The organism is Comamonas sp. Z1, from assembly GCF_008121555.1.
Taxonomy (GTDB): domain Bacteria; phylum Pseudomonadota; class Gammaproteobacteria; order Burkholderiales; family Burkholderiaceae_C; genus Comamonas; species Comamonas thiooxydans.
Genome location: NZ_VOQT01000004.1, coordinates 104314 through 124171, shown reverse-complemented (window position 1 = coordinate 124171; position 19858 = coordinate 104314). Strand labels below are relative to the sequence as shown.

The 19858-nt window shown below is 63.1% G+C and carries 14 protein-coding genes and 4 tRNA genes; 12 read left to right on the top strand and 6 right to left on the bottom strand.

The genetic code is table 11. From position 1 onward, the window contains the following. The first annotated feature begins 19 nt into the window (after positions 1–19). The 4 genes from FSY45_RS09480 to FSY45_RS09465 all read left to right on the top strand — a co-directional run bounded on the left by FSY45_RS09480 (position 20) and on the right by FSY45_RS09465 (position 4629). Positions 20–382 carry a hypothetical protein gene (locus FSY45_RS09480; protein WP_003067794.1) on the top strand — a complete coding sequence of 121 codons (363 nt, stop codon included), beginning with the start codon at positions 20–22 and terminating at the stop codon, positions 380–382. A gap of 112 nt (positions 383–494) precedes the next feature. Beyond that, the gene (locus tag FSY45_RS09475; protein WP_046460321.1) at positions 495–1451 is read left to right on the top strand and encodes a homoserine kinase; all 957 of its coding nucleotides are present in this window, start codon (positions 495–497) and stop codon (positions 1449–1451) included. A 112-nt stretch (positions 1452–1563) separates the two neighbouring features. After that, on the top strand, positions 1564–2394 hold the full coding sequence (locus FSY45_RS09470) for a BPSS1780 family membrane protein (protein ID WP_046460320.1): 831 nt from the start codon (positions 1564–1566) through the stop codon (positions 2392–2394). A gap of 231 nt (positions 2395–2625) precedes the next feature. Then, positions 2626–4629 (top strand): PhoX family phosphatase, encoded by a 2004-nt coding sequence (locus tag FSY45_RS09465; protein ID WP_046460319.1) that lies wholly within the window; start codon positions 2626–2628, stop codon positions 4627–4629. 67 nt (positions 4630–4696) lie between these two features. Here the strand turns inward: FSY45_RS09465 and FSY45_RS09460 are convergent, their stop codons facing one another. From FSY45_RS09460 to FSY45_RS09445, 4 genes are all read right to left on the bottom strand, one after another. Beyond that, positions 4697–7180, bottom strand: a complete 2484-nt coding sequence (locus tag FSY45_RS09460; RefSeq protein ID WP_046460318.1) for a UvrD-helicase domain-containing protein — start codon at positions 7178–7180, stop codon at positions 4697–4699. A gap of 182 nt (positions 7181–7362) precedes the next feature. Further along, positions 7363–8943, bottom strand: coding sequence for a DHA2 family efflux MFS transporter permease subunit (locus FSY45_RS09455; RefSeq protein WP_046460317.1), 1581 nt, complete (start codon positions 8941–8943; stop codon positions 7363–7365). Between the two features lie 7 nt (positions 8944–8950). Next, positions 8951–10123: an HlyD family secretion protein gene (locus FSY45_RS09450; protein ID WP_046460316.1), complete on the bottom strand. Its 1173-nt coding sequence runs from the start codon at positions 10121–10123 to the stop codon at positions 8951–8953. 122 nt (positions 10124–10245) lie between these two features. Then, positions 10246–11742, bottom strand: coding sequence for an efflux transporter outer membrane subunit (locus FSY45_RS09445; RefSeq protein ID WP_046460315.1), 1497 nt, complete (start codon positions 11740–11742; stop codon positions 10246–10248). A 106-nt stretch (positions 11743–11848) separates the two neighbouring features. Between FSY45_RS09445 and FSY45_RS09440 the strand changes: the two genes are divergently transcribed. The 8 genes from FSY45_RS09440 to FSY45_RS09405 all read left to right on the top strand — a co-directional run bounded on the left by FSY45_RS09440 (position 11849) and on the right by FSY45_RS09405 (position 16672). After that, a complete protein-coding gene (locus tag FSY45_RS09440) occupies positions 11849–12496 on the top strand; it encodes a TetR/AcrR family transcriptional regulator (protein ID WP_003067809.1) in 648 nt (215 codons plus the stop codon). 199 nt (positions 12497–12695) lie between these two features. After that, positions 12696–13673, top strand: a complete 978-nt coding sequence (locus FSY45_RS09435) for a GMP reductase (protein WP_003067812.1) — start codon at positions 12696–12698, stop codon at positions 13671–13673. Positions 13674–13872: 199 nt separating this feature from the next. Then, positions 13873–14751, top strand: coding sequence for an NAD(P)-dependent oxidoreductase (locus FSY45_RS09430; RefSeq protein ID WP_046460314.1), 879 nt, complete (start codon positions 13873–13875; stop codon positions 14749–14751). A 79-nt stretch (positions 14752–14830) separates the two neighbouring features. Then, positions 14831–14906: transfer RNA gene (locus FSY45_RS09425), tRNA-Lys, on the top strand. A gap of 49 nt (positions 14907–14955) precedes the next feature. Beyond that, positions 14956–15031 (top strand) — tRNA-Lys (locus FSY45_RS09420). Positions 15032–15080: 49 nt separating this feature from the next. Further along, positions 15081–15156: transfer RNA gene (locus FSY45_RS09415), tRNA-Lys, on the top strand. 49 nt (positions 15157–15205) lie between these two features. Continuing rightward, a tRNA-Lys gene (locus FSY45_RS09410) sits at positions 15206–15281 on the top strand. 158 nt (positions 15282–15439) lie between these two features. Further along, positions 15440–16672 (top strand): multidrug effflux MFS transporter, encoded by a 1233-nt coding sequence (locus FSY45_RS09405; RefSeq protein WP_003067818.1) that lies wholly within the window; start codon positions 15440–15442, stop codon positions 16670–16672. A gap of 180 nt (positions 16673–16852) precedes the next feature. Here FSY45_RS09405 and FSY45_RS09400 read toward each other — a convergent pair whose 3' ends face one another. Together FSY45_RS09400 and orn are read right to left on the bottom strand one after the other, a co-directional pair. Further along, a complete protein-coding gene (locus tag FSY45_RS09400) occupies positions 16853–18955 on the bottom strand; it encodes a DEAD/DEAH box helicase (protein WP_003067821.1) in 2103 nt (700 codons plus the stop codon). A 283-nt stretch (positions 18956–19238) separates the two neighbouring features. Further along, a complete protein-coding gene (gene orn / locus FSY45_RS09395) occupies positions 19239–19847 on the bottom strand; it encodes an oligoribonuclease (RefSeq protein WP_003067823.1) in 609 nt (202 codons plus the stop codon). Positions 19848–19858 lie beyond the last annotated feature (11 nt).

The following is a 19858-nucleotide window of genomic DNA, read 5'->3' as shown; positions in this document are numbered from 1 at the left end:
GCCCTACAATCTATGCATCATGCGCGCTGCACCACTTTTCATCATCCTGAGCCTGGCTGCCGGATCCGTTCTGGCCCAGTCCCCCACTCCTGCTCCGGCCAATGCCGTGGTCGCTCCTGCGCCCCAGGGCCAGCAGGACAACGCGGCGGCGACCGGCAGGCACAACCAGCGGATCGAACATATCCGCGTGGAAGATGCTGGCAGCCGTGTGGATGAAACCCGTGTGGGCGGTCAGACCCAGAGCATCACCGTGCAACCCAAGGTCGGCTCCATGCCCGAGTACGAGGTGCAGTCCAACGACGGCGCCCGCGCAGCCCGCAACCGCGACAACAACAGCGGCGACACCACGGGCACCCGCGTCTGGAATTTCATCAAATTCTGAAGCGCGGCGCGCTTTTCCCCATTCATGACAGGGCAGTGCTTCACTGCCCTGTTGCATATAGACACCTTCTCCCCGCTAGTTCGGTCGGTCGCCCCAGACCGGCGTATTCACCATGGCTGTTTTCACCGAAGTTTCCGATAAAGATGCGCGCGAGCTGCTGCGCCGCATGTCCCTAGGCGCGTTCAAGGAATTGCGCGGCATTCAAGGCGGCATTGAAAACACCAACTATTTTCTGACGACCGACCAGGGAGAGTGGGTGCTGACACTGTTCGAGCGCCTGAGTGCCGAGCAGTTGCCTTTTTACCTCTACCTGATGAAGCATCTGGCACAAGCCGGGATTCCCGTGCCGGACCCGCAGGGCGAGACACGCAGCGGTGACATTCTGCTCAAGGTCTGCGGCAAGCCCGCATCCATCGTCAACCGCCTGGCCGGCAAGAGCCAGCTGACCCCGGCTGCCGTGCACTGCGCTGCCGTGGGCGAGATGCTGGCGCGCATGCACCTGGCCGGTCAGGACTACAACCGCCAGCAGCCCAATCTGCGCGGCCTGCCCTGGTGGAATGAAACCGTGCCCGTGGTCCTGCCCCATCTGGGCGAGGAAACCGCCGCCATGCTGCGCGCCGAGTTGGCCTATCAGAACCATATCGCCGCCTCGGCCAGCTATGCGGCCCTGCCGCACGGCCCCATCCATGCCGACCTGTTCCGCGACAACGTGATGTTCGACGGCGACCGGCTGACCGGCTTTTTCGACTTCTATTTCGCGGGCGTGGACACCTGGCTCTTCGATCTGGCGGTCTGCCTCAACGATTGGTGTATCGATCACGCAACAGGTGCACATGATGCCGAGCGCGCCAAAGCCATGCTTGCGGCCTACCAGTCCGTGCGTCCTCTGACCGGGCCCGAGCGCGAGTTGCTCAACGCCCAGTTGCGTGCCGGCGCCCTGCGTTTCTGGATCTCCCGCCTCTGGGACTTCCATCTGCCGCGTGAAGCCGCACTGCTGCAGCCTCACGACCCCACCCACTTCGAGCGCGTGCTGAGCCAGCGCATCGCACATCCGCTGACGCTGGACTGAGTACCAGGCAAGCTGATTGCTCCGGGGCTTTTGATGGCCCCGCTCAGCCGTCTCGGGTACAGTGCAAGAAGCGACTTTTGCACGCTCTCGCAAAAGTATTTCAGCCTCTTCCATGAAACTTCAAATCGTTCCACCCGGCACCGGTCTGCAATGGGTGCTGCAGGGTCTGCGCACCTTCAAAAGCCAGCCCCTCGCCCTTGCCGCCCTGTTCTTTCTGGGCATGGCCAGCATGTCTCTGATCTCGGCCCTGCCGCTGATCGGCCCCGTCATTGCACTGGCACTGCTGCCCTGCATCTCGCTGACCATGATGGTCGCAGCATCCGAAGCCGCCCACGGCCGCAAGCCCACACCGGCGCTGCTGCTGGTGGCTTTCCGCTCCGGCAGCCAGCATCTGCACTCCATGCTGATGCTGGGCGGCCTCTATGCCGCAGGCTTTTTGCTCATCATCGGTGCCTCCAGCCTTGTGGACGGCGGCACGTTTGCCAGCGTCTACCTGGGTCAGACCCCCATGACCCGAGAACTGGCCGAAGAGCCCGAGTTCCAGTCTGCCATGTGGCTGAGCATGTTTCTCTACCTGCCGCTGTCGCTGGCCTTCTGGCATGCACCGGCGCTCATCCACTGGCATGGCATCAGCCCCGTCAAATCGCTGTTCTTCAGCTTTGTCGGCTGCATTCGCAATATCGGTGCCTATCTGGTGTTCGGTGTCTGCTGGATCGGCGTGTTCATCGTCTCAGGCATGGCCCTGGCCATCGTGACCGGCATACTGGCCATGCTCATCGGCAGCATTGCCGGTGGCCTGATGGTGGCAACGGCACTGATGCTGGCAGCCATCTTTTTTACCTCGATTGTGTTTACCTTCCGTGACAGCTTCAGCCCGCCCGATGACGACCAGACTCTGATCGACTCCTCGCCGGGCACAGCGCCGCCATCATCGGATTCCTAAGCTCGAGCACTACCCCGCACCAGCCCCGCCCCAGGTCGGGGCTTTTTTATGGGCTGAACACAGGCCCGTGTAGCCAGATCATTCATCCCGGCGTCATCAAGCCGCCACGGCACTGTCATATTCGTTTCCTAGGATTCGCAGGACTGACCAAGGCATGCATCTCATGTCCTGGCATTCATCCAATTCAGCGCGGCCCCAAGTCTGCGCTTCACCCCACACTGCGAAACTCTCATGGCACAAAATCTGCTCAGCCGTCGTAAGGCCCTGCAACTCTTTTCCGGCGCTCCTCTGCTCCCACTGGGTTCGGTCGTGTCCGCATCCAGCCTGCTGGCCGCATGTGGTGGTGGTGACGATGACAACACAACGCCGACAACGCCTCCTGTCACCAAGAATTATGTTTCCGCCACCTTCACCAGCATGGCAGCGCCCACGCTGACCACGCCCGCCAATATGGCGACCATGTATGCGGCCTCGCAGCTCAAGGTCGCTTTCGACGACAAGAGCGAGCAGGTCTACGACCTGGGCTATCAGCCCTTCTTCGTGACCGGCGACATGGTCTCCAACGGCAAGGGCGACCAGGTGCTAGCCGGTGGTTACTACGACATCTACAACAACAAGATCATCGATAAGACCGTCTCCGGCAAGGAGCGCCACTTCTTCTCCGATTCGCCCGACGGCACATCGTTGCTGACCGTTCCTGATGCCAAGGTGGACGGCGTCAAGGGCAAGCCCGTCTTCGCCGTGGTGCAGTTCGAATACACCACCTGGGCCCAGGACGGTACGACCGATATGTACGGCAAGCTGCCATCGCCCATCGCCGTGCTGACGCTGGATCAGGACCAGACTACGGGCAAGCTGAGCCTGGTCAAGTACCACAATGTGGACACCTCCAAGGTCCACGGTCTGTGGATCACCTGCGGCGCCAGCCTGTCGCCCTGGGGCACCCATCTGTCCTCTGAAGAGTACGAGCCCGATGCCTTCAGCATCGGCACCAACACCATGTTCCAGGCTTACAGCGAGAACCTGTATGGCGACAAGAACAAGGCCAACCCCTACCACTACGGCCACATGCCCGAAGTGATCGTCAATGTCGACGGCACGGCCACCATCAAGAAGCACTTCTGCATGGGCCGCATCTCGCACGAGCTGGTGCAGGTCATGCCCGACCAGCGCACCGCCCTCATGGGTGACGATGCCACCAACAGCGGCTACTTCGTCTTCGTGGCAGACAAGGAAAAAGACCTGTCCTCGGGCACGCTGTATGCCGCCAAGGTCGGTGCTGGCTTCTCCATCGACCCTGCAGCCAAGAGCGCTGCCCCCCTGACCTGGATCAAGCTTGGCTCGGCCACCAGCGCCGAGATCGAAAACCTGGCCAACACGCTCAAGCCTGCGGACATCATGACCGTGCTCAAGGCCGACCCGAGTGACTCCAGCTACACCAAGATCGTGGCCAACGGCAAGACCGAGTGGATCAAGATCAACGCCGGCATGGACAAGGCCGCCGCCTTCCTCGAAACCCATCGCTATGCCGCCTTCAAGGGTGCCAGCCTGGGCTTTACCAAGATGGAAGGCACGACCGTCAACGCCAAGGACAAGATCGCCTACTCCGCCCTGCAGAACGTGCAGTCCTCCATGGTGGCCGGCAATGCCGCCAACGTGCCCGGCAACGGCGTCTCCGTGCCCAAGCAGTTGGTGGCCGGCGTGGTGATGGCGCTGAACCTCAAGGGCGGCCAGAAGGATACCGACGGCGCAGCCATCAGCAGCGAATGGATGCCCGTGGACACGGCTCCCCTGCTGGCTGGCGAGGATCTGCTGGACAGCGACGGCAAGACCCTCAAGGGCGACGCCCTGGGGAACACCGCCAACCCCAACAAGATTGCCAACCCCGACAACCTCAAGTTCTCGGAGAAAATGCGCACCCTGTTCATCGGCGAGGACAGCAGCCAGCACGTCAACAACTTCATGTGGGCCTACAACGTGGACACCAAGCAGCTGTCGCGCGTGCTGTCCGTGCCCGCAGGCGGTGAATCCACCGGCCTGCATGCCGTGGACGAGATCAACGGCTGGACCTACATCATGAGCAACTTCCAGCACGCTGGCGACTGGGGCGGCATCCACGCCAACGTCAAGACCCAGCTGGATCCGCTGATCAAGGCCAACTACAAGGACAAGTTCGGCTCCGCCGTGGGCTACATCACGGCCTCGCCCGCCCAGATGAAGCTCAGCGCCAAATAAGCGCCAACGCCTCATAAAAAAGCCGCCTTCTACAAGGCGGCTTTTTGCTGGGCAAAGGCGCTATGCCTCAGTCCACAATCGTCAGCTTGGCAATCGCCAGCGCCAGCCACTTGGTGCCATGGCGGCCAAAGCTGACCTGTGCGCGCGCATCGTCACCCGAGCCTTCCACCGCCAGTACCTTGCCCTCGCCAAACTTGTTGTGGAACACCGCGATACCGGCCTTGATGCCGTGCGCGGGCTCGGCCTTTTGCTGCGGCACGGGCGGGCTGGCAAAGACTTCGGTCTGCTTGCCGCCCCAGCCCGAGCCGGAGCCGAACTGGCTTGCGCCCCTGGATCCCCAGGCGCCGCCAGCGCCCGATGAAGGGGCAAAACTGCCAAAGCCGCTTTGCCTGGGCGTGATCCACTTGAGCGCTTCCTCAGGCAGCTCGTCAAAGAAACGGCTCTTGACGTTGTAGCGCGTCTGGCCATGCAGCATGCGCGTCTGCGAATGGCTCAGATACAGACGCTTGCGCGCACGCGTGATGGCCACATAGGCCAGGCGCCGCTCCTCCTCCAGACCGCCACGATCCATCATGGCGTTCTCGTGCGGGAACAGGCCTTCCTCCACACCGCCGATGAACACGGCATCGAACTCCAGGCCCTTGGAGGCATGCACGGTCATCAGCTGCACGGCATCCTGGCCCGCCTGGGCCTGGTTGTCGCCCGCTTCCAGTGCCGCATGCACGAGAAAGGCCTGCAGCGGCGACAGCGTCTCGCCGGTATCGGCATTGACCATGGAGGCCGCCGTACCTGCCGGTGCCTTGAGCGCCTCGTCCAGCAGCGGCTGATTCGGGTCCAGCCCCTGGCTGACCGGCGACTGGCTCAGCTGCGGCGCATTCTGCTGCTCGTCCAGCGGCATGGCCACGGCATCGCGGCCAAAGCCTTCCTGGGTCACAAAGCTCTCGGCAGCCGTGACCAGTTCCTGCAAGTTCTCGATGCGGTCCGCGCCTTCCTTCTCGTTGCGGTAATGCTCGATCAGGCCGCTTTGCTCTTCCACGGTCTCGATGATTTCACGCAGCGTGCGCCCTTGCGTCTGCTCGCGCAGCACATCGATCTGTGCCACAAAGCCCTGCAGCTTGGTGCCGGCCGTGCCGCCCACGGCCGTGACGGCGTCGCTCAGCGAGGTGCCGCTGCTGCGCGCCGTGTCCTGCAGGACTTCGATCGTGCGCGCGCCGATGCCGCGTGCGGGAAAGTTCACCACGCGCAGGAAGCTGGTGTCGTCGTGCGGATTCTCCAGCAGGCGCAGATAGGCCAGGGCATGCTTGATTTCCGCGCGCTCGAAAAAGCGCAGGCCGCCGTACACACGGTAGGGAATTTTGGAATTGAACAGCGCCGACTCGATCACCCGGCTTTGCGCATTGCTGCGGTAGAGCACGGCAATTTCCTGGCGCGTGAAGCCATCGTTTCTGACCAGCTGCTTGATCTCGTCGACCATCCACGCAGCCTCGGCCAGATCGCTGGGCGCTTCGTAGATACGCACCGGCTCGCCCGGGCCCTGGCTGGTGCGCAGGTTCTTGCCCAGGCGGTTGCTGTTGTGGCTGATCAGCGCATTGGCGCAGTCGAGGATATTGCTGTAGCTGCGGTAGTTCTGCTCCAGCTTGATCTGGTTTTTGACGTCGAACTCGCGGATGAAGTCCGCCATATTACCCACGCGTGCGCCGCGAAAGGCATAGATGCTCTGGTCGTCGTCACCCACGGCAATCACGCTGGCGGCCGACTCGTAGCGCCCGCCCACATCGTCGCCCGCCAGCTGCTTGAGCCACTGGTACTGCAGCTTGTTGGTGTCCTGGAACTCGTCCACCAGGATGTGCTGAAAGCGGCGCTGGTAATGATGGCGCAGATGGGCGTCGTCACGCAGCAACTCGTAGCTGCGCAGCATCAGCTCGCCAAAATCGACCACGCCTTCGCGCTGGCATTGCTCTTCGTAGAGCTGGTACAGCTCCACTTTCTTGCGAGTGTCGGGGTCGGTCGCCACCACATCGCCAGGGCGCATGCCCTCTTCCTTGCAGCCCGCAATGAAGTACATCAGCTGCTTGGGCGGAAAGCGCTCGTCATCCACATTGAACTGCTTGCACAGACGCTTGATGGCCGAGAGCTGGTCTTGCGTATCCAGAATCTGAAACGCCCGGGGCAACTTCGCGGCCTGATAGTGGGCGCGCAGCAGTCGGTTGCACAAGCCGTGGAACGTGCCTATCCACATGCCGCGCACGTTGTAGGGCAGCATGGCCGACAGACGCGTGAGCATCTCCTTGGCGGCCTTGTTGGTGAAGGTCACGGCCATGATGGAGCCGGGCGTGGCCTGCCCGGTCTGCAGCAGCCAGGCGATGCGCGTGGTCAGCACGCGCGTCTTGCCCGAGCCGGCACCCGCCAGAATCAGCGCATGGCCCGCAGGCAGGGTCACCGCAGCCAGCTGCTCATCGTTGAGGCCGGTCAGCAGGGGCGAGTGAGAGGCGGGATTGGCGCCGGAATTTGCACCGTCTGGCGCGGAGTCAAGCAGGTCGATCGGGAACATAGCCCCCCATTGTAGAAATGCTGGCGACTCCCTGCGACTTGCTGCTGCTTTCGTGGCTTCATGCTCCTGAAAGAAAAGCTGCCTGCGCTTGATAAATATGGATTTCAGATATTTTCATATCTGAAAAGCATGAATATCAAACGCAAGCAGCTATCAAATCATTCAAGCCACGGCACTCACACTCAGTGTCCACCCGCACCGGGCTCGACCGTGCGGCTCGGCCTCGGTGCCAGCCAGATCGCGCAGGCTGCCAGCACAAAGCCGCCCGCGATGATGAACATGATCTGGTTGGTGGCCAGCATCACGCTCTGGCTGGTGATGAGCTGATCGAGCGCCGACAGCGCCGCATCAGGACTCATGCCCGACTGCTGCAGCCCGTGCAACACCTCGCCGCTGGCATCGCTCAAACCCACCAGATCCGCATGCTTGCGCGTCGTGCCATTCTCCCAGGCCGTGTTGACCACGGAGACCGCGGCCGCGCCCGACAGGGTGCGCAGAAAGTTCATCAGGCCGGCGGCGTTGTCCATCTCCTGCGGCTCCACGCTGGCCAGCGCCAGCCCGGTGGTCGGGATGAAGAAGAACGGCAGACCCAGCCCCATGAACATCAGCGGCAGGGCGATGTCCCAATAGCCCATGTCCGTGGTCGCGAACGCGCGCCAGAAGGTGATCACCCCCATCCAGAACACGCCGCCAAAGATCAGCCGGCGCGGGTCCACCCGGGCCGCCAGCCCGGCCGCAGCCGGCGCCACGAACAGCGCGAACAAGCCCGTCCAGGCCGTGACCAGACCCGCCAGCGTGGCCGTGTAGCCCATGAAGCTCTGCAGCCACAGCGGCGTGAGCACATTGACGGCGAAGAAGGCTGCAAACGCCAGACTGATGGTCAACACGGCCATGGAAAAGCCGCGGTGCCTGAAGACGCGCAAATCCACGATCGGGTGCTCGGCATGCAGCTCCCAGATCATGAAGGCCGCAAAGCCCACCACGGCGACCACGGCCAGCGCCACGATCATGGGCGAGGCAAACCAGTCCAGGTTCTTGCCTTCGTCCAGCATCAGCTGCAGCGAACCCACCCAGACGATGAGCAACACCAGGCCTACGGTGTCTATGGGGTTCTTGAACAGCGGCTGCTCGTAGCGCCTGACCAGATGCCAGACCGCGAACGCGCAGACCAGGGCCACCGGGATGTTGATCAGAAAGATCCAGTGCCAGGTGTACTCGTCGCAGATCCAGCCGCCCACGATGGGGCCCAGCACGGGAGCTATCAGCGTAGTCATGGACCACAGGCCGATGGCCGCAGGCGCCATCCGCGGCGGGAAGATGCGCAGCAGCAGCGACTGGGACAGCGGCATCAGCGGGCCGCCGGCCAGGCCCTGCAAGATGCGCGCAAACACCAGCATGCCCAGCGAATTGGCCAGACCGCACAGCAGCGATGCCAGACCGAACAAGCCCATGGCCGTGGCAAACACGCGCACCGCGCCGAAGCGCGCCGCCAGCCAGCCGGTCAGCGGCACGGTGATGGCCTCGGCCACCGCGTAGCTGGTGATGACCCAGGTGCCCTGGCTGGTGGTCGCGCCCAGGTTGCCGGCAATGCTGGGCACGGAGACATTGGCCACCGTCATGTCCAGCACGGCCATGAAGTTGGCCGCTGCCAGCACCAGGGCCGCCAGCCACAGCGTGCCCCCCGTCAGCGGCACCATGCCGGCGGCCATGGGCACGGCAGGCGCATCGGCCGCTGCGGCCGCACTTGCGTTGTGATCGCTCATGAGACGCTCACTGCGCGGCCGTGGTCGCCACGCCGGCTGCGTCGGCAGGGCCGCTGCGGGTGTCCACCGTCACCTGCATGGACAGGCCCACGCGCAGCGGGTTCCTGGCCAGCTCGGCGGCATCGAGCTGAATGCGCACGGGCAGGCGCTGCACCACCTTGATCCAGTTGCCCGTGGCGTTCTGCGCGGGAATGGCTGCAAACGCCGAGCCGGAGCCGCCGCTGAAGCCCACCACAGTGCCGCTGTACTTCACATCGCTGCCGTACAGATCGGACTGCAGCTGCACGCGCTGGCCCACGCGCACCTTGCCCAGCTGGCCCTCCTTGAAATTGGCATCCACATAGATCCGCTGCACCGGCACCACCGTCATCAAGGGCGCGCCGGCCTGCACGCGCTGACCGATCTGCACGCTGCGCCTGGCCACCACGCCATCGACGGGAGCGCGCACCGTGCTGCGATCCAGATCGACCTGGGCCTGATCGCGACGCGCCTGCGCCAGCTGCACCTCGGGATTGCTCTGTGCATCCGCGCCCTCGATCAAGGTGGCGTTGACCTGCTTGGCACCAATGGCGGCTTCGCGGTTGGCCCTGGCCTGGGCCTGCGCGGCCACGGCCGATGCCAGCTGCGCCTTGGCTGCGGCAAAAGCGTTCTGCGCCTGCGTCAGCTCCTCGCCCGAGACCGAACCACTCCTGGCCAGGGCCTGGCGGCGCTGCAAATCGATGGTGGCACGTTCCATATCGGCCTCGGCCGCCAGCAGCTGCGCGGCCGCGCGCTTTTCATCGGCCTCGCGTGCCGTCACCTGGGCCTTGAGGCCGCCATCATTGGCCACATAGCCCTTGACGCGGCGCATGGCGCGGGCCAGCTCGGCCTCGGCCTGGGCCAGTGCCAGCCTGGCGTCCGTGGGATCGATGCGCAGCAGCACATCGCCTTGCTTGACGGCCTGGGTGTCCCTGACCAGCACCTCCAGCACCGTGCCGCCTATGGACGGCGTGACCTGCGCCACCTCGGCCGCCGCATAGGCGTTGTCGGTGGAGACGAAGTGGGAGGCATGCAGCCACCAATAGGCGCCGGCGCCCGCACCGCCAAGCAGCACCACGCCAGCCAGCCCGGCCAGCAGCCGGTTGCGGCGCTGTTCGCGCACGGCAGGATTCGCGCTCACGGAAGAAGCGTTTTCAGTCATACAAAAACCTTGGAAATATTCATGGGACCTACGCAAACAGGAATGCAATCACGGCCTGCCGCCTGAGGCAGTCGTCTTGCCGGAACCCGTTTTGCGTAAGTCATTCAGTTCAGGAAAGTGGCTCAGGCCTTTGGCGCAGCCGCATCAGGGGCGCCGGTGGACTCGCTCCAGCCGCCGCCCAGTGCGCGATGCAGACCGATATCGAGCGTCAGGGCGCGCGACTGCACATCGACCAGCTGGCGCACGCTGGCCAGCAACTGGTCTTCGGCCGACAGCACATCGAGATAGCGCGCCAGCCCGCCTTCATAGCGGTTGCGCGCCACGCGATGCGCCTCGGTCGCGGCCGTCACGGCTTGCTGCATGGCCGTCAGTTGCTGCTGCAGCGCTCGCTGGCTGACGGCGTTGTCCGCCACCTCCTGCAAGGCCCGGTTCAGCGTGCTGCGGTACTGGGCCACGGCCTCGTCATAACGGGCGCGCGCGGCACCCAGTTGCGAGCGCAAACGGCCGCCATTGAAGATCGGCAGGCTGACGGCCGGCCCCACGCTAGCGATGCCGGAGCCGCTGCGGCTCAGCATGTCCAGGCCCAGCGACTGCACGCCGACAAAGGCGCTGAGATTCGCATCGGGATAGAACTCGGCCTGCTGCGATGCCACGCGCGACTCCAGCGCCTGTGCCTGCAGGCGGGCCGCCACCACATCGGGGCGACGGCCCAGCAGATGCGCCGGCAAATGCTGCGGCAAGGCCCATTGCTGCTGCCACGGTGATTGCAGGCGCCCGGCATCGAGCACGATGGCCGCACCACGATCGGGAGCGGCGCCAATCAGCGCAGCAATGCTGTTGCGCTGCAAGCCGACCTGTTCCTGCATCTGTGCCAGCTCGGCCTGTGCAGCCGCCAGACGCGCCCTGGCGCTGTGCACGCTGCCCTGGTTTTCGAGCCCGTTGGCATAGCGCTGCTCAAACAACCCGGCCGTGGTCCGGCGCACCTGCACCGATTGCTCCAGCGTCTGCGCATTGGCGGCCAGGCGCAGCAGCTGTGCATAGGCCAGGGCCACATTGCTGGACAGCACAAGACGCGCCTGGGCTGCATCGGCCTCGCGCGCTGCCAGTTCGCCGGCAGCGGCGGCCACGGCGGCGCGCTGCTTACCCCACAGGTCCAGCGACCAGCTCAGGTCCAGCGTGGCGCGGCCGTAGTCATTCATGCCGCGCGGCGCGAAGGCCTCTGGCGTCAGATGGTTGTAGCTGAGCTTGTCCTCGCTGACCGAGGCGCGGGCGGAAAGCTGCGGCGCAGAGGCCGCCTCGCTCACGCCCAGCATGGCCCTGGCCTGCTGCACGCGGGCGGCGGCGGCCGCCATATCGGGAGCGCCCTCCATAGCCTCGGCGATCAGCTGATCGAGCTGTGCGTCGCCATAGCGCTGCCACCATTGCTGGGTGGGCCAGTCCATGGGCGGAGCATGGCTTGCAGCCTGCAGAGTCTCGGGCACGGGCTGCGCCAGCATGGCCTTGCCCTCCCATTCGGGAATCTGGGCACAGGCTGCCAGAACCGCCGGCAAGCCCAGAACCCACCAGCCATGGCGCCCGCGCCGAATCCTCTGCGGCGCGGCGGCTATGCATTGAGTCATGAAATACTTTAATAATGAACTGTACGGTACAGTATATGTTTCCAGCGTTTGATATCGCAAGCGCTACACTGAAAGACATCACAACCGCCACAGGACATTTCGCCCCATGCGCACCAAAACGGAAGAAAAGCGACAAGCCATCATTGACGTTGCAGCGGCCACCTTTGGCGAACTGGGCTTCGAGCGCACTTCCATGTCCGAGATCTGCACGCGGCTGGGCGGCTCCAAGGCCACGCTCTACAACTACTTCCCGTCCAAGGAAGCGCTGTTTCTGGAGGTGATGTTCCAGGCCTCCGAGGCCGACTTCCAGAACACCATGCTGGCGCTGCAGACCGGCAATGACGATGCGGCGCAGACGCTGCGCAACTTTGGCCAGCGTTTCCTGGGTCTGCTGTATTCGCCGGAGGTGATGTCCGTGCGCCGCCTGCTGGTCTCCGAAGGCGGTCGCGCCAATATCGGCCAACGCTGCTGGGACATGGGGCCGGCGCGCGGCAACGCTGCCATCAACGCCTTTTTGCAGCAGGGCATCGAGCGCCGGCTGCTGCGCAATGCCGATACAGAAGTCATGCGCCATCATCTGCTGGCGCTGCTGGAAGCCGAGCTGCTGCCGCGCTTCATGTTCCAGCACCTGCCCGCCCCTACCGCGCAGGAGATTGCCCTGTGCACCGAGCGCGCCGTGGATGCCTTCATGCGGGTCTATGGCACACCGGGTGACACACAGGGCAAAAGTGACGCTATAAGAAAATCCTTATAACCCTCATAACGATGCCGGAACATACGATTTGCGCCAGCGCCGTATAGAATCAATCACCGGGCCCAAGTTTTTTGAGGCCCGGTTTTTTTTGCCTGCTGCATGCCGGCACTGCCAAAAACCGGGCTCCAAGCCAAGCGCCTATCCTTGAAAATTGAGGTGGGTGAGATTCCCGCCGTGACCTTTTCCGGAGCTTGGAACCATGGAAATCTTCGACTACGACAACATTCTTTTGCTGCCCCGCATGTGTCGCGTGGAAAGCCGTTCGGAATGTGACACCAGCGTGGTGCTGGGCAACCTCAGCTTCAAGCTGCCTGTGGTGCCCGCCAACATGAAGACGGTGGTGGACGAGAAGATCTGCACTTATCTGGCACAAAACGGTTTCTTCTATGTGATGCACCGTTTTGACATCGACAACGTGGCCTTCACCAAGGACATGCAGTCCAAGGGACTGTTTGCCTCCATCTCTCTGGGCGTCAAGCAGCCGGACTACGAGACGGTGGACCGCTTCGTGGCCGACGGCATCTGCCCCGAATACATCACCATCGACATTGCCCACGGCCATGCCGAGAGCGTGAAGAACATGATTGCCTACATCAAGGCCAAGATCCCTGCGGCCTTTGTGATTGCCGGCAACGTCGCCACGCCCGAGGCCGTGATCGACCTCGAAAACTGGGGTGCGGACGCCACCAAGGTCGGCGTGGGTCCCGGCAAGGTTTGCATCACCAAGCTCAAGACCGGCTTCGGCACGGGCGGCTGGCAGCTGTCGGCGCTCAAGTGGTGCGCCCGCGTGGCGACCAAGCCCATCATTGCCGACGGCGGCATCCGCAGCCACGGCGACATCGCCAAGAGCATCCGTTTCGGTGCCACCATGGTGATGATAGGCTCCCTGTTTGCGGGCCATGAAGAGTCGCCCGGCAAGACCGTGGAAGTGGACGGCCAGCTGTTCAAGGAATACTACGGCTCGGCCTCCGACTTCAACAAGGGCGAGTACAAGCATGTGGAAGGCAAGCGCATTCTGGAGCCCGTCAAGGGCCCGCTGATGAACACGCTGGTCGAGATGCAGCAGGACGTGCAGTCCTCCATCAGCTACTCCGGCGGCACCAAGCTCATGGACATCCGCAAGGTCAACTACGTCATCCTCGGCGGCGACAACGCCGGCGAGCATCTGCTGATGTAGGCCGTAAAGCGCGACTCACCAGCGCGAAGGTGAACCTCCAAAAAAAGCATCAAGGGCAGCTCAGGCTGCCCTTGTTGTTTTCGGCTGTCCCTTTTTCTGCATCCTGCGCGCACAACTGATCTGTGATCATGGCCGCGATTGCGGCCTTCACCAGGGCTTAGCATGTCGTCATTCATAAAAGCTCCAGGGAAACAACGCCATGAACACATTGAAGATCGCCGTTCTGGGCACGGGCATGATGGGCCTGCCCATGGCCCGCCGCCTGGCCCAGGCCGGCCATGAGGTCCACGTCTGGAATCGCACCCGCGCCAAGGCCGAGCCGCTGGCTGCCGATGGCGTGAGCATCCACGACAGCGCGGCAGATGCCGTACGCGGCGTGGACTTCGCCGTGAGCCTGCTGGAGAGCGGCGCCATCGTGGGCGAAGTGCTGTTCACGCTGGGGGTTGCCGATGCCATGCCCAAGGGCTCGCTGCTCATCGACATGGCTTCCATCCAGCCACGCGAGGCGCGTGAACATGCGGGCAAGCTTGCCGCGCTGGGCGTGCGGCATCTGGATGCGCCCGTCTCGGGCGGCACGCTGGGTGCGCAAGCCGGCACGCTGGCCATCATGGCCGGTGGCGAGGCTGCGGATTTCGAACATGCCCTGCCCGTCTTTGCAGCGCTTGGCCGTGCCACCCATGTGGGCCCGCACGGCGCAGGCCAGCTCGCGAAACTGGCCAACCAGATGATCGTGGGCATCACCATCGGTGCCGTGGCCGAAGCGCTGCTGCTGGCCGAACGTGGCGGCGCCGACCCTGCCAAGGTTCGTGAAGCCATCTCCGGCGGCTTTGCCGACAGCCGCATCCTGCAAGTGCATGGCGAACGCATGGTCAAGCACGACTTTGCGCCACGCGGGCGCATGACGGTGCAGCTCAAGGACATGCGCAACGCCATCGCCACGGCCGAGGAAGTCGGCTTTGACGCGCCCATCACCGGCCTGCTGGAGCAGCTCTATGCCGAGGGAGTGAAAAACGGCCTGGGCGACCTGGACCAGGCGGGTCTGTTCGTGGAATTGCAACGCCGCAACGCACTGGATTAAAAAAACCCGCGGGTTTTCCTGCAAGCCCTCCAGAATTAGCGCATAATTGCAGTCTCGCTTGCAGCGCAGGCGTTGTGTGGGGCTCTTAGCTCAGCTGGTAGAGCAGCGGACTCTTAATCCGTTGGTCGAGTGTTCGAATCACTCAGGGCCCACCAAATTTCTTCAGTCTGATTCTTCAGATTGATCCTCCGGATTTACTCCGGCGGGCTCTTAGCTCAGTTGGTAGAGCAGCGGACTCTTAATCCGTTGGTCGAGTGTTCGAATCACTCAGGGCCCACCAAAAATTTCTTCAGTCTGATTCTTCAGGTTGATCCTCCGGTTTATCCGGCGGGCTCTTAGCTCAGTTGGTAGAGCAGCGGACTCTTAATCCGTTGGTCGAGTGTTCGAATCACTCAGGGCCCACCAAAATTTTCTTCGGTCTGATTCTTCAGATTGATCCTCCGGTTTATCCGGCGGGCTCTTAGCTCAGTTGGTAGAGCAGCGGACTCTTAATCCGTTGGTCGAGTGTTCGAATCACTCAGGGCCCACCATAATTCAAAAGCCAAAGTTCTCAGGAACTTTGGCTTTTTTCTTGGCCGCGCCCAAGCGCCGCCGAATCTGCAAAAGCATGGGCGCCGACACCGGAGCCGCGCCATATCAGGCATCATGCAGGCATCCCCGGGCAGTATTTGCCCACCCAAGACTCACTATGCAAAACGACCTCTCCACGTTCTGGCGCGGACCGCGTTGGACTCTGGCCATGCTGCTTGCCATTCTCGGCATGCTGGGCCCGTTCTCGGTTGACACCTATATTCCCGCCTTCTCGGGCATTGCCAAGGCCTTGGGCGCAACCCCCGTAGAAATGCAGCAGACCCTGTCCGCCTACCTGCTGGGCTTTGCCTTCATGAACCTGTTTCATGGCGCCCTGGCCGACAGCTTCGGACGCCGCCCCGTCATCCTCTGGGGACTGGTGATGTTCACCATCGCCTCGGCCGGCTGCGCGCTGTCGCAGAACATCACCCAGCTGGTGATATTCCGTACGCTGCAGGGCCTGTCCACGGGCGCCGGCATCGTGGTCTCGCGCGCCATCGTGCGCGACATCTTTCCGCCGACCCAGGCCCAGGGCGTGATGGCGCAGATCACCATCTTCTTCGGCGTTGCACCGGCTCTAGCTCCCGTGATCGGCGGCTGGCTGTTCGTGCACCTGAGCTGGCAGGCCGTTTTCTGGTTCCTGAGCATCGTGGGCGTGCTGCTCTGGCTCATCAACGTCAAGTTTCTGCCCGAATCGCTGCCGCCGCAAAAACGCCAGCCCTTCCAGTTCAGACCGCTGATGCAGGGCTATGGCATCTTGCTCACCGATCCGCGCTTTCTGCTGCTGGCCCTGGCCAGCGGCATTCCGTTCAACGGCATGTTTCTCTATCTGCTGTCGGCACCGGCTTTTCTGGGCGATATCCTGCAGCTCGAGCCCACGCAGTTCTTCTGGTTCTTCATCGCCACCATCGGCGGCATCATGGCCGGCAGCTGGACCAGCGGTCGCCTGGCCGGACGCATCCCGCCCAAGCGCCAGATCCGCCACGGCTTTCTGGTGATGTGCGTGACCTCCATCATCAATCTGGTGGCCAATCTGATCTGGCCCGCCCATGTGAGCTGGGCCTTGATTCCCATCAGCCTGTTCGCCTATGGCTGGGCGCTGATGGTGCCCGTGGTGACGCTGCTGGTGCTGGACATCCATCCTGCGCGGCGCGGCCTGGCCTCTTCGCTGCAGGCCGTGGTGGGCTCGGTGGCCAACGGCTTTGTGGCCGGCGTGATCGCGCCGCTGGTCATGCATTCGGCCGCACTGCTGGCCACGGGCTCGATTCTGATGATGCTGATCGGCCTGGTCGCCTGGATCTATCTGCACCACCACTGGCCGGACATCGGCCGCCATGCCTCCGAACATTAAATAATGGAGCAGCTACCGCACGTCATTCATAGACTTCAGATTAGAAAACATCTGAAATCATTGAATGACATGCGCTAGCAGCTCACTTTTCAAGAGCTATCTCAGCCCTGTATGGGCAACAAAAAGCCGGCTTCAAGAGCCGGCTTTTTTCATGCTTCGGGCCGCAGCCCGAATCAGCGATCAACGCTCGTCGCGACGCGGTGCGCGGGGCTTGCGCTCGAAGCTGCGCTCGCCACCACGTTCGCCATGGGGCTGATAAGGCTTGCCGGCACCCTGACCAAAGGCAGGACGGCGATCGCCGCCGCCGAAGCCGCGCGATTCACCACCACGGAAGCCGCCTTCGCGGGGAGCGCCGGCATGAGCGCCTTCACGGCCACCGCCAAAGCTCTTGCGACCGAAATCGCCGCCTTCACGGCGCTGGGCACCACCACCGAAGCCGCCACGCGATTCGCCACCGCCGAAGCTGCGCTCTTGACGCTCGCCACCACGGAAACCGCCGCGATCGCCACCAAAGCTGCCGCGATCATCACGACGCTCGAAGCTGCGCTCTTGACGCTCGCCACCGAAGCTGGGACGGCCACCGCCGAAGCCGCGATCACCACCACGGTCGCCGCCGCGATCGGCAAAGCGATCACCACGAGGTGCACCAAAACCGGCGCGATCGCCACCGAAACGGTCACCGCCACGGTCGCCACCGAAACCACCGCGATCATTGCCACGGCCACCGCCGAAGCTGCCGAAGCCGGACTTGCGACCGTAGCCTTCGCCATCGCGACGACCACCGAAGCCACCGCGACCACCGGCGCCGCCGCCACGGCGACCGTCACGCTCGCCAGAGGCGGGGAAACGCTGCTGGGGTTCCATGCCGGGAATGGTCTCGGCCTTGAACTGCTGGCGGGTATAGCCTTCGATGTCGAACACGCGGCGACGGTCGCGGAATTCCGCAAACGTCACGGCCACGCCTTCGCGGCCCGCACGACCGGTACGACCGATACGGTGGGTATAGTCCTCGGCCTTCATCGGCAGGCCGTAGTTGAAGACGTGGGTGATGGTGGGCACGTCGATACCGCGAGCAGCCACATCGGTGGCCACCAGGATCTGCACCTGGCCGTTGCGCAGCGCCATCAGGCGGCGGTTGCGCAGGCCCTGGCTCAGAGCACCGTGCAGGGCCACGGCAGAGAAACCGTCCTGCTGCAGATCGTTGGCCAGACCGTCACATTCCACCTGGGTGGACGCAAACACGATGGCCTGGTTGATGCTGCTGTCACGCAGCCAGTGGTCGAGCAGCTTGCGCTTGTGCTGCATGTTGTCGGCCCAGAACAGCGCCTGCTTGATGTTGGCGTGCTTCTCCTGGGGCGTGGCAATCGTGATCTTCTTCACGTTGGCGCCGCCGTCATGCATCACTCGCATGGCCAGCTGCTGAATGCGGGGAGCAAACGTGGCGCTGAACATCATGGTCTGCTTGCGCTCGGCCGTCAGCTGGTTGACTTCGGCCAGATCGTCGGAGAAGCCCAGGTCCAGCATGCGGTCGGCTTCGTCGACCACCAGGAACTGCACCTTGTCCAGCTTGATCTGCATGGAGCGCTGCAGGTCCAGCAGACGGCCGGGAGTGGCCACCACCAGATCGGCGTTCTGCAGCTTGGCGATTTGCAGCTGGTAAGGAATGCCGCCCACCACGTTAGCGATGCGGATGCCGCGGCAGTGCTTGACCAGCTCGATGGCGTCATGCGCCACCTGCTGGGCCAGCTCACGCGTGGGGCACAGCACCAGGGCGCCGGGCACGGCGGCCTTGAAGTTGCGGGCGTTGGTGGGGTCCTTGCGCTTGTTGCGCTTGGGAGCGGGCTCGCCCTTGGCCGCAGCTTCGGCGCACAGGCGCTCGAATTCAGCCTTGGCGGCCGCATCGGCCACGGCACGCTGCTTGATCAGGGTGTGCAGCACGGGCAGCAGGAAGGCAGCGGTCTTGCCCGAGCCAGTCTGGCTGGAGACCATCAGGTCGATGAAGCCGTCGGCATCGGCACCTTCGCCCATGGCCAGGGGAATCGCTTGCAGCTGCACAGCGGTAGGCTGGGTATAGCCCAGGTCGGTCACGGCCTGGATCAGTTCGGGGGCCAGACCCAGTTCTACGAAGCCATTGGGTTCGTCGGCGGCTTGGGTTTCTTCGACAGCGGCATCTTCCGCGTCCATGTCGGCCAGCATGGCGTCCAGACGGGAATCGAGTTCGGGAGAAGACAAAGCAATATCAGCAGCGGCCACTTGGCCCTGCTCCAGGGAGTTTTCTGTCATGAATAGCTCACGCAAAAAGCGACGCAGTCAGCGTGCTGCTCGCTTCTTTGACGGTTGGTTATCAACATCCACCGTCAGACTTTGACTGGCCCGTTCGCAAAACGGGGCAGATGGGTGTTATGGCTTGTCGTGTCGGCGCTGGGCAGGCCGTTGCACGCAAGTAAGAACCCGGTGTGTGATGGAGATGCGCAAAAATTACCCATTGATCGGGTAAGCAGTGCATTGTCGCATGTACCGGGTTTTCCCGCAAGTGGCAGGGCTATACCGACCCGCCACCGCACCATCAGACGCTGAGCAGTTGCTGGCGGTAATGCTGCAGCTCGTCGATGGACTCGTGCACATCGGCCAGAGCCGTGTGACGCTGCGCCTTCTTGAAGGAGGTATAGGCCTCGGGCTTCCAGCGCTTGGCCAGCTCCTTGAGCGTGCTCACGTCGATATTGCGATAGTGAAAGAAATTGTTGAGCTTGGGCATGTAGCGCTCCATGAAGCGCCTGTCCTGACCAATGCTGTTGCCGCACAGCGGCGTCTTGCCCTTGGGCACGTATTTGCCCAGAAAGGCAATCAGCGCGGCTTCCGCCTCTGCTTCGCTGATGGTCGAAGCCTTGACCTTGTCGATCAGGCCGCTTTTGCCATGTGTGCCCTTGTTCCAGGCATCCATGCCGCCCAGCAGCTCGTCGGACTGATGAATGGCGAATACCGGGCCTTCGACGCGAATCTGCAGATCGGAGCTGCTGACCACCACGGCAATCTCGATGATGCGGTCGCGGTCGGGGTTCAACCCCGTCATTTCGCAGTCCAGCCACACCATATTGAGATCGGACTTGGGCAGAACCGGTGGGGTAGCGGCCACGGGGGCGGCGCTGACGGAATTCGTACAGGAAGCTTCAGACATGGCGCAAATTG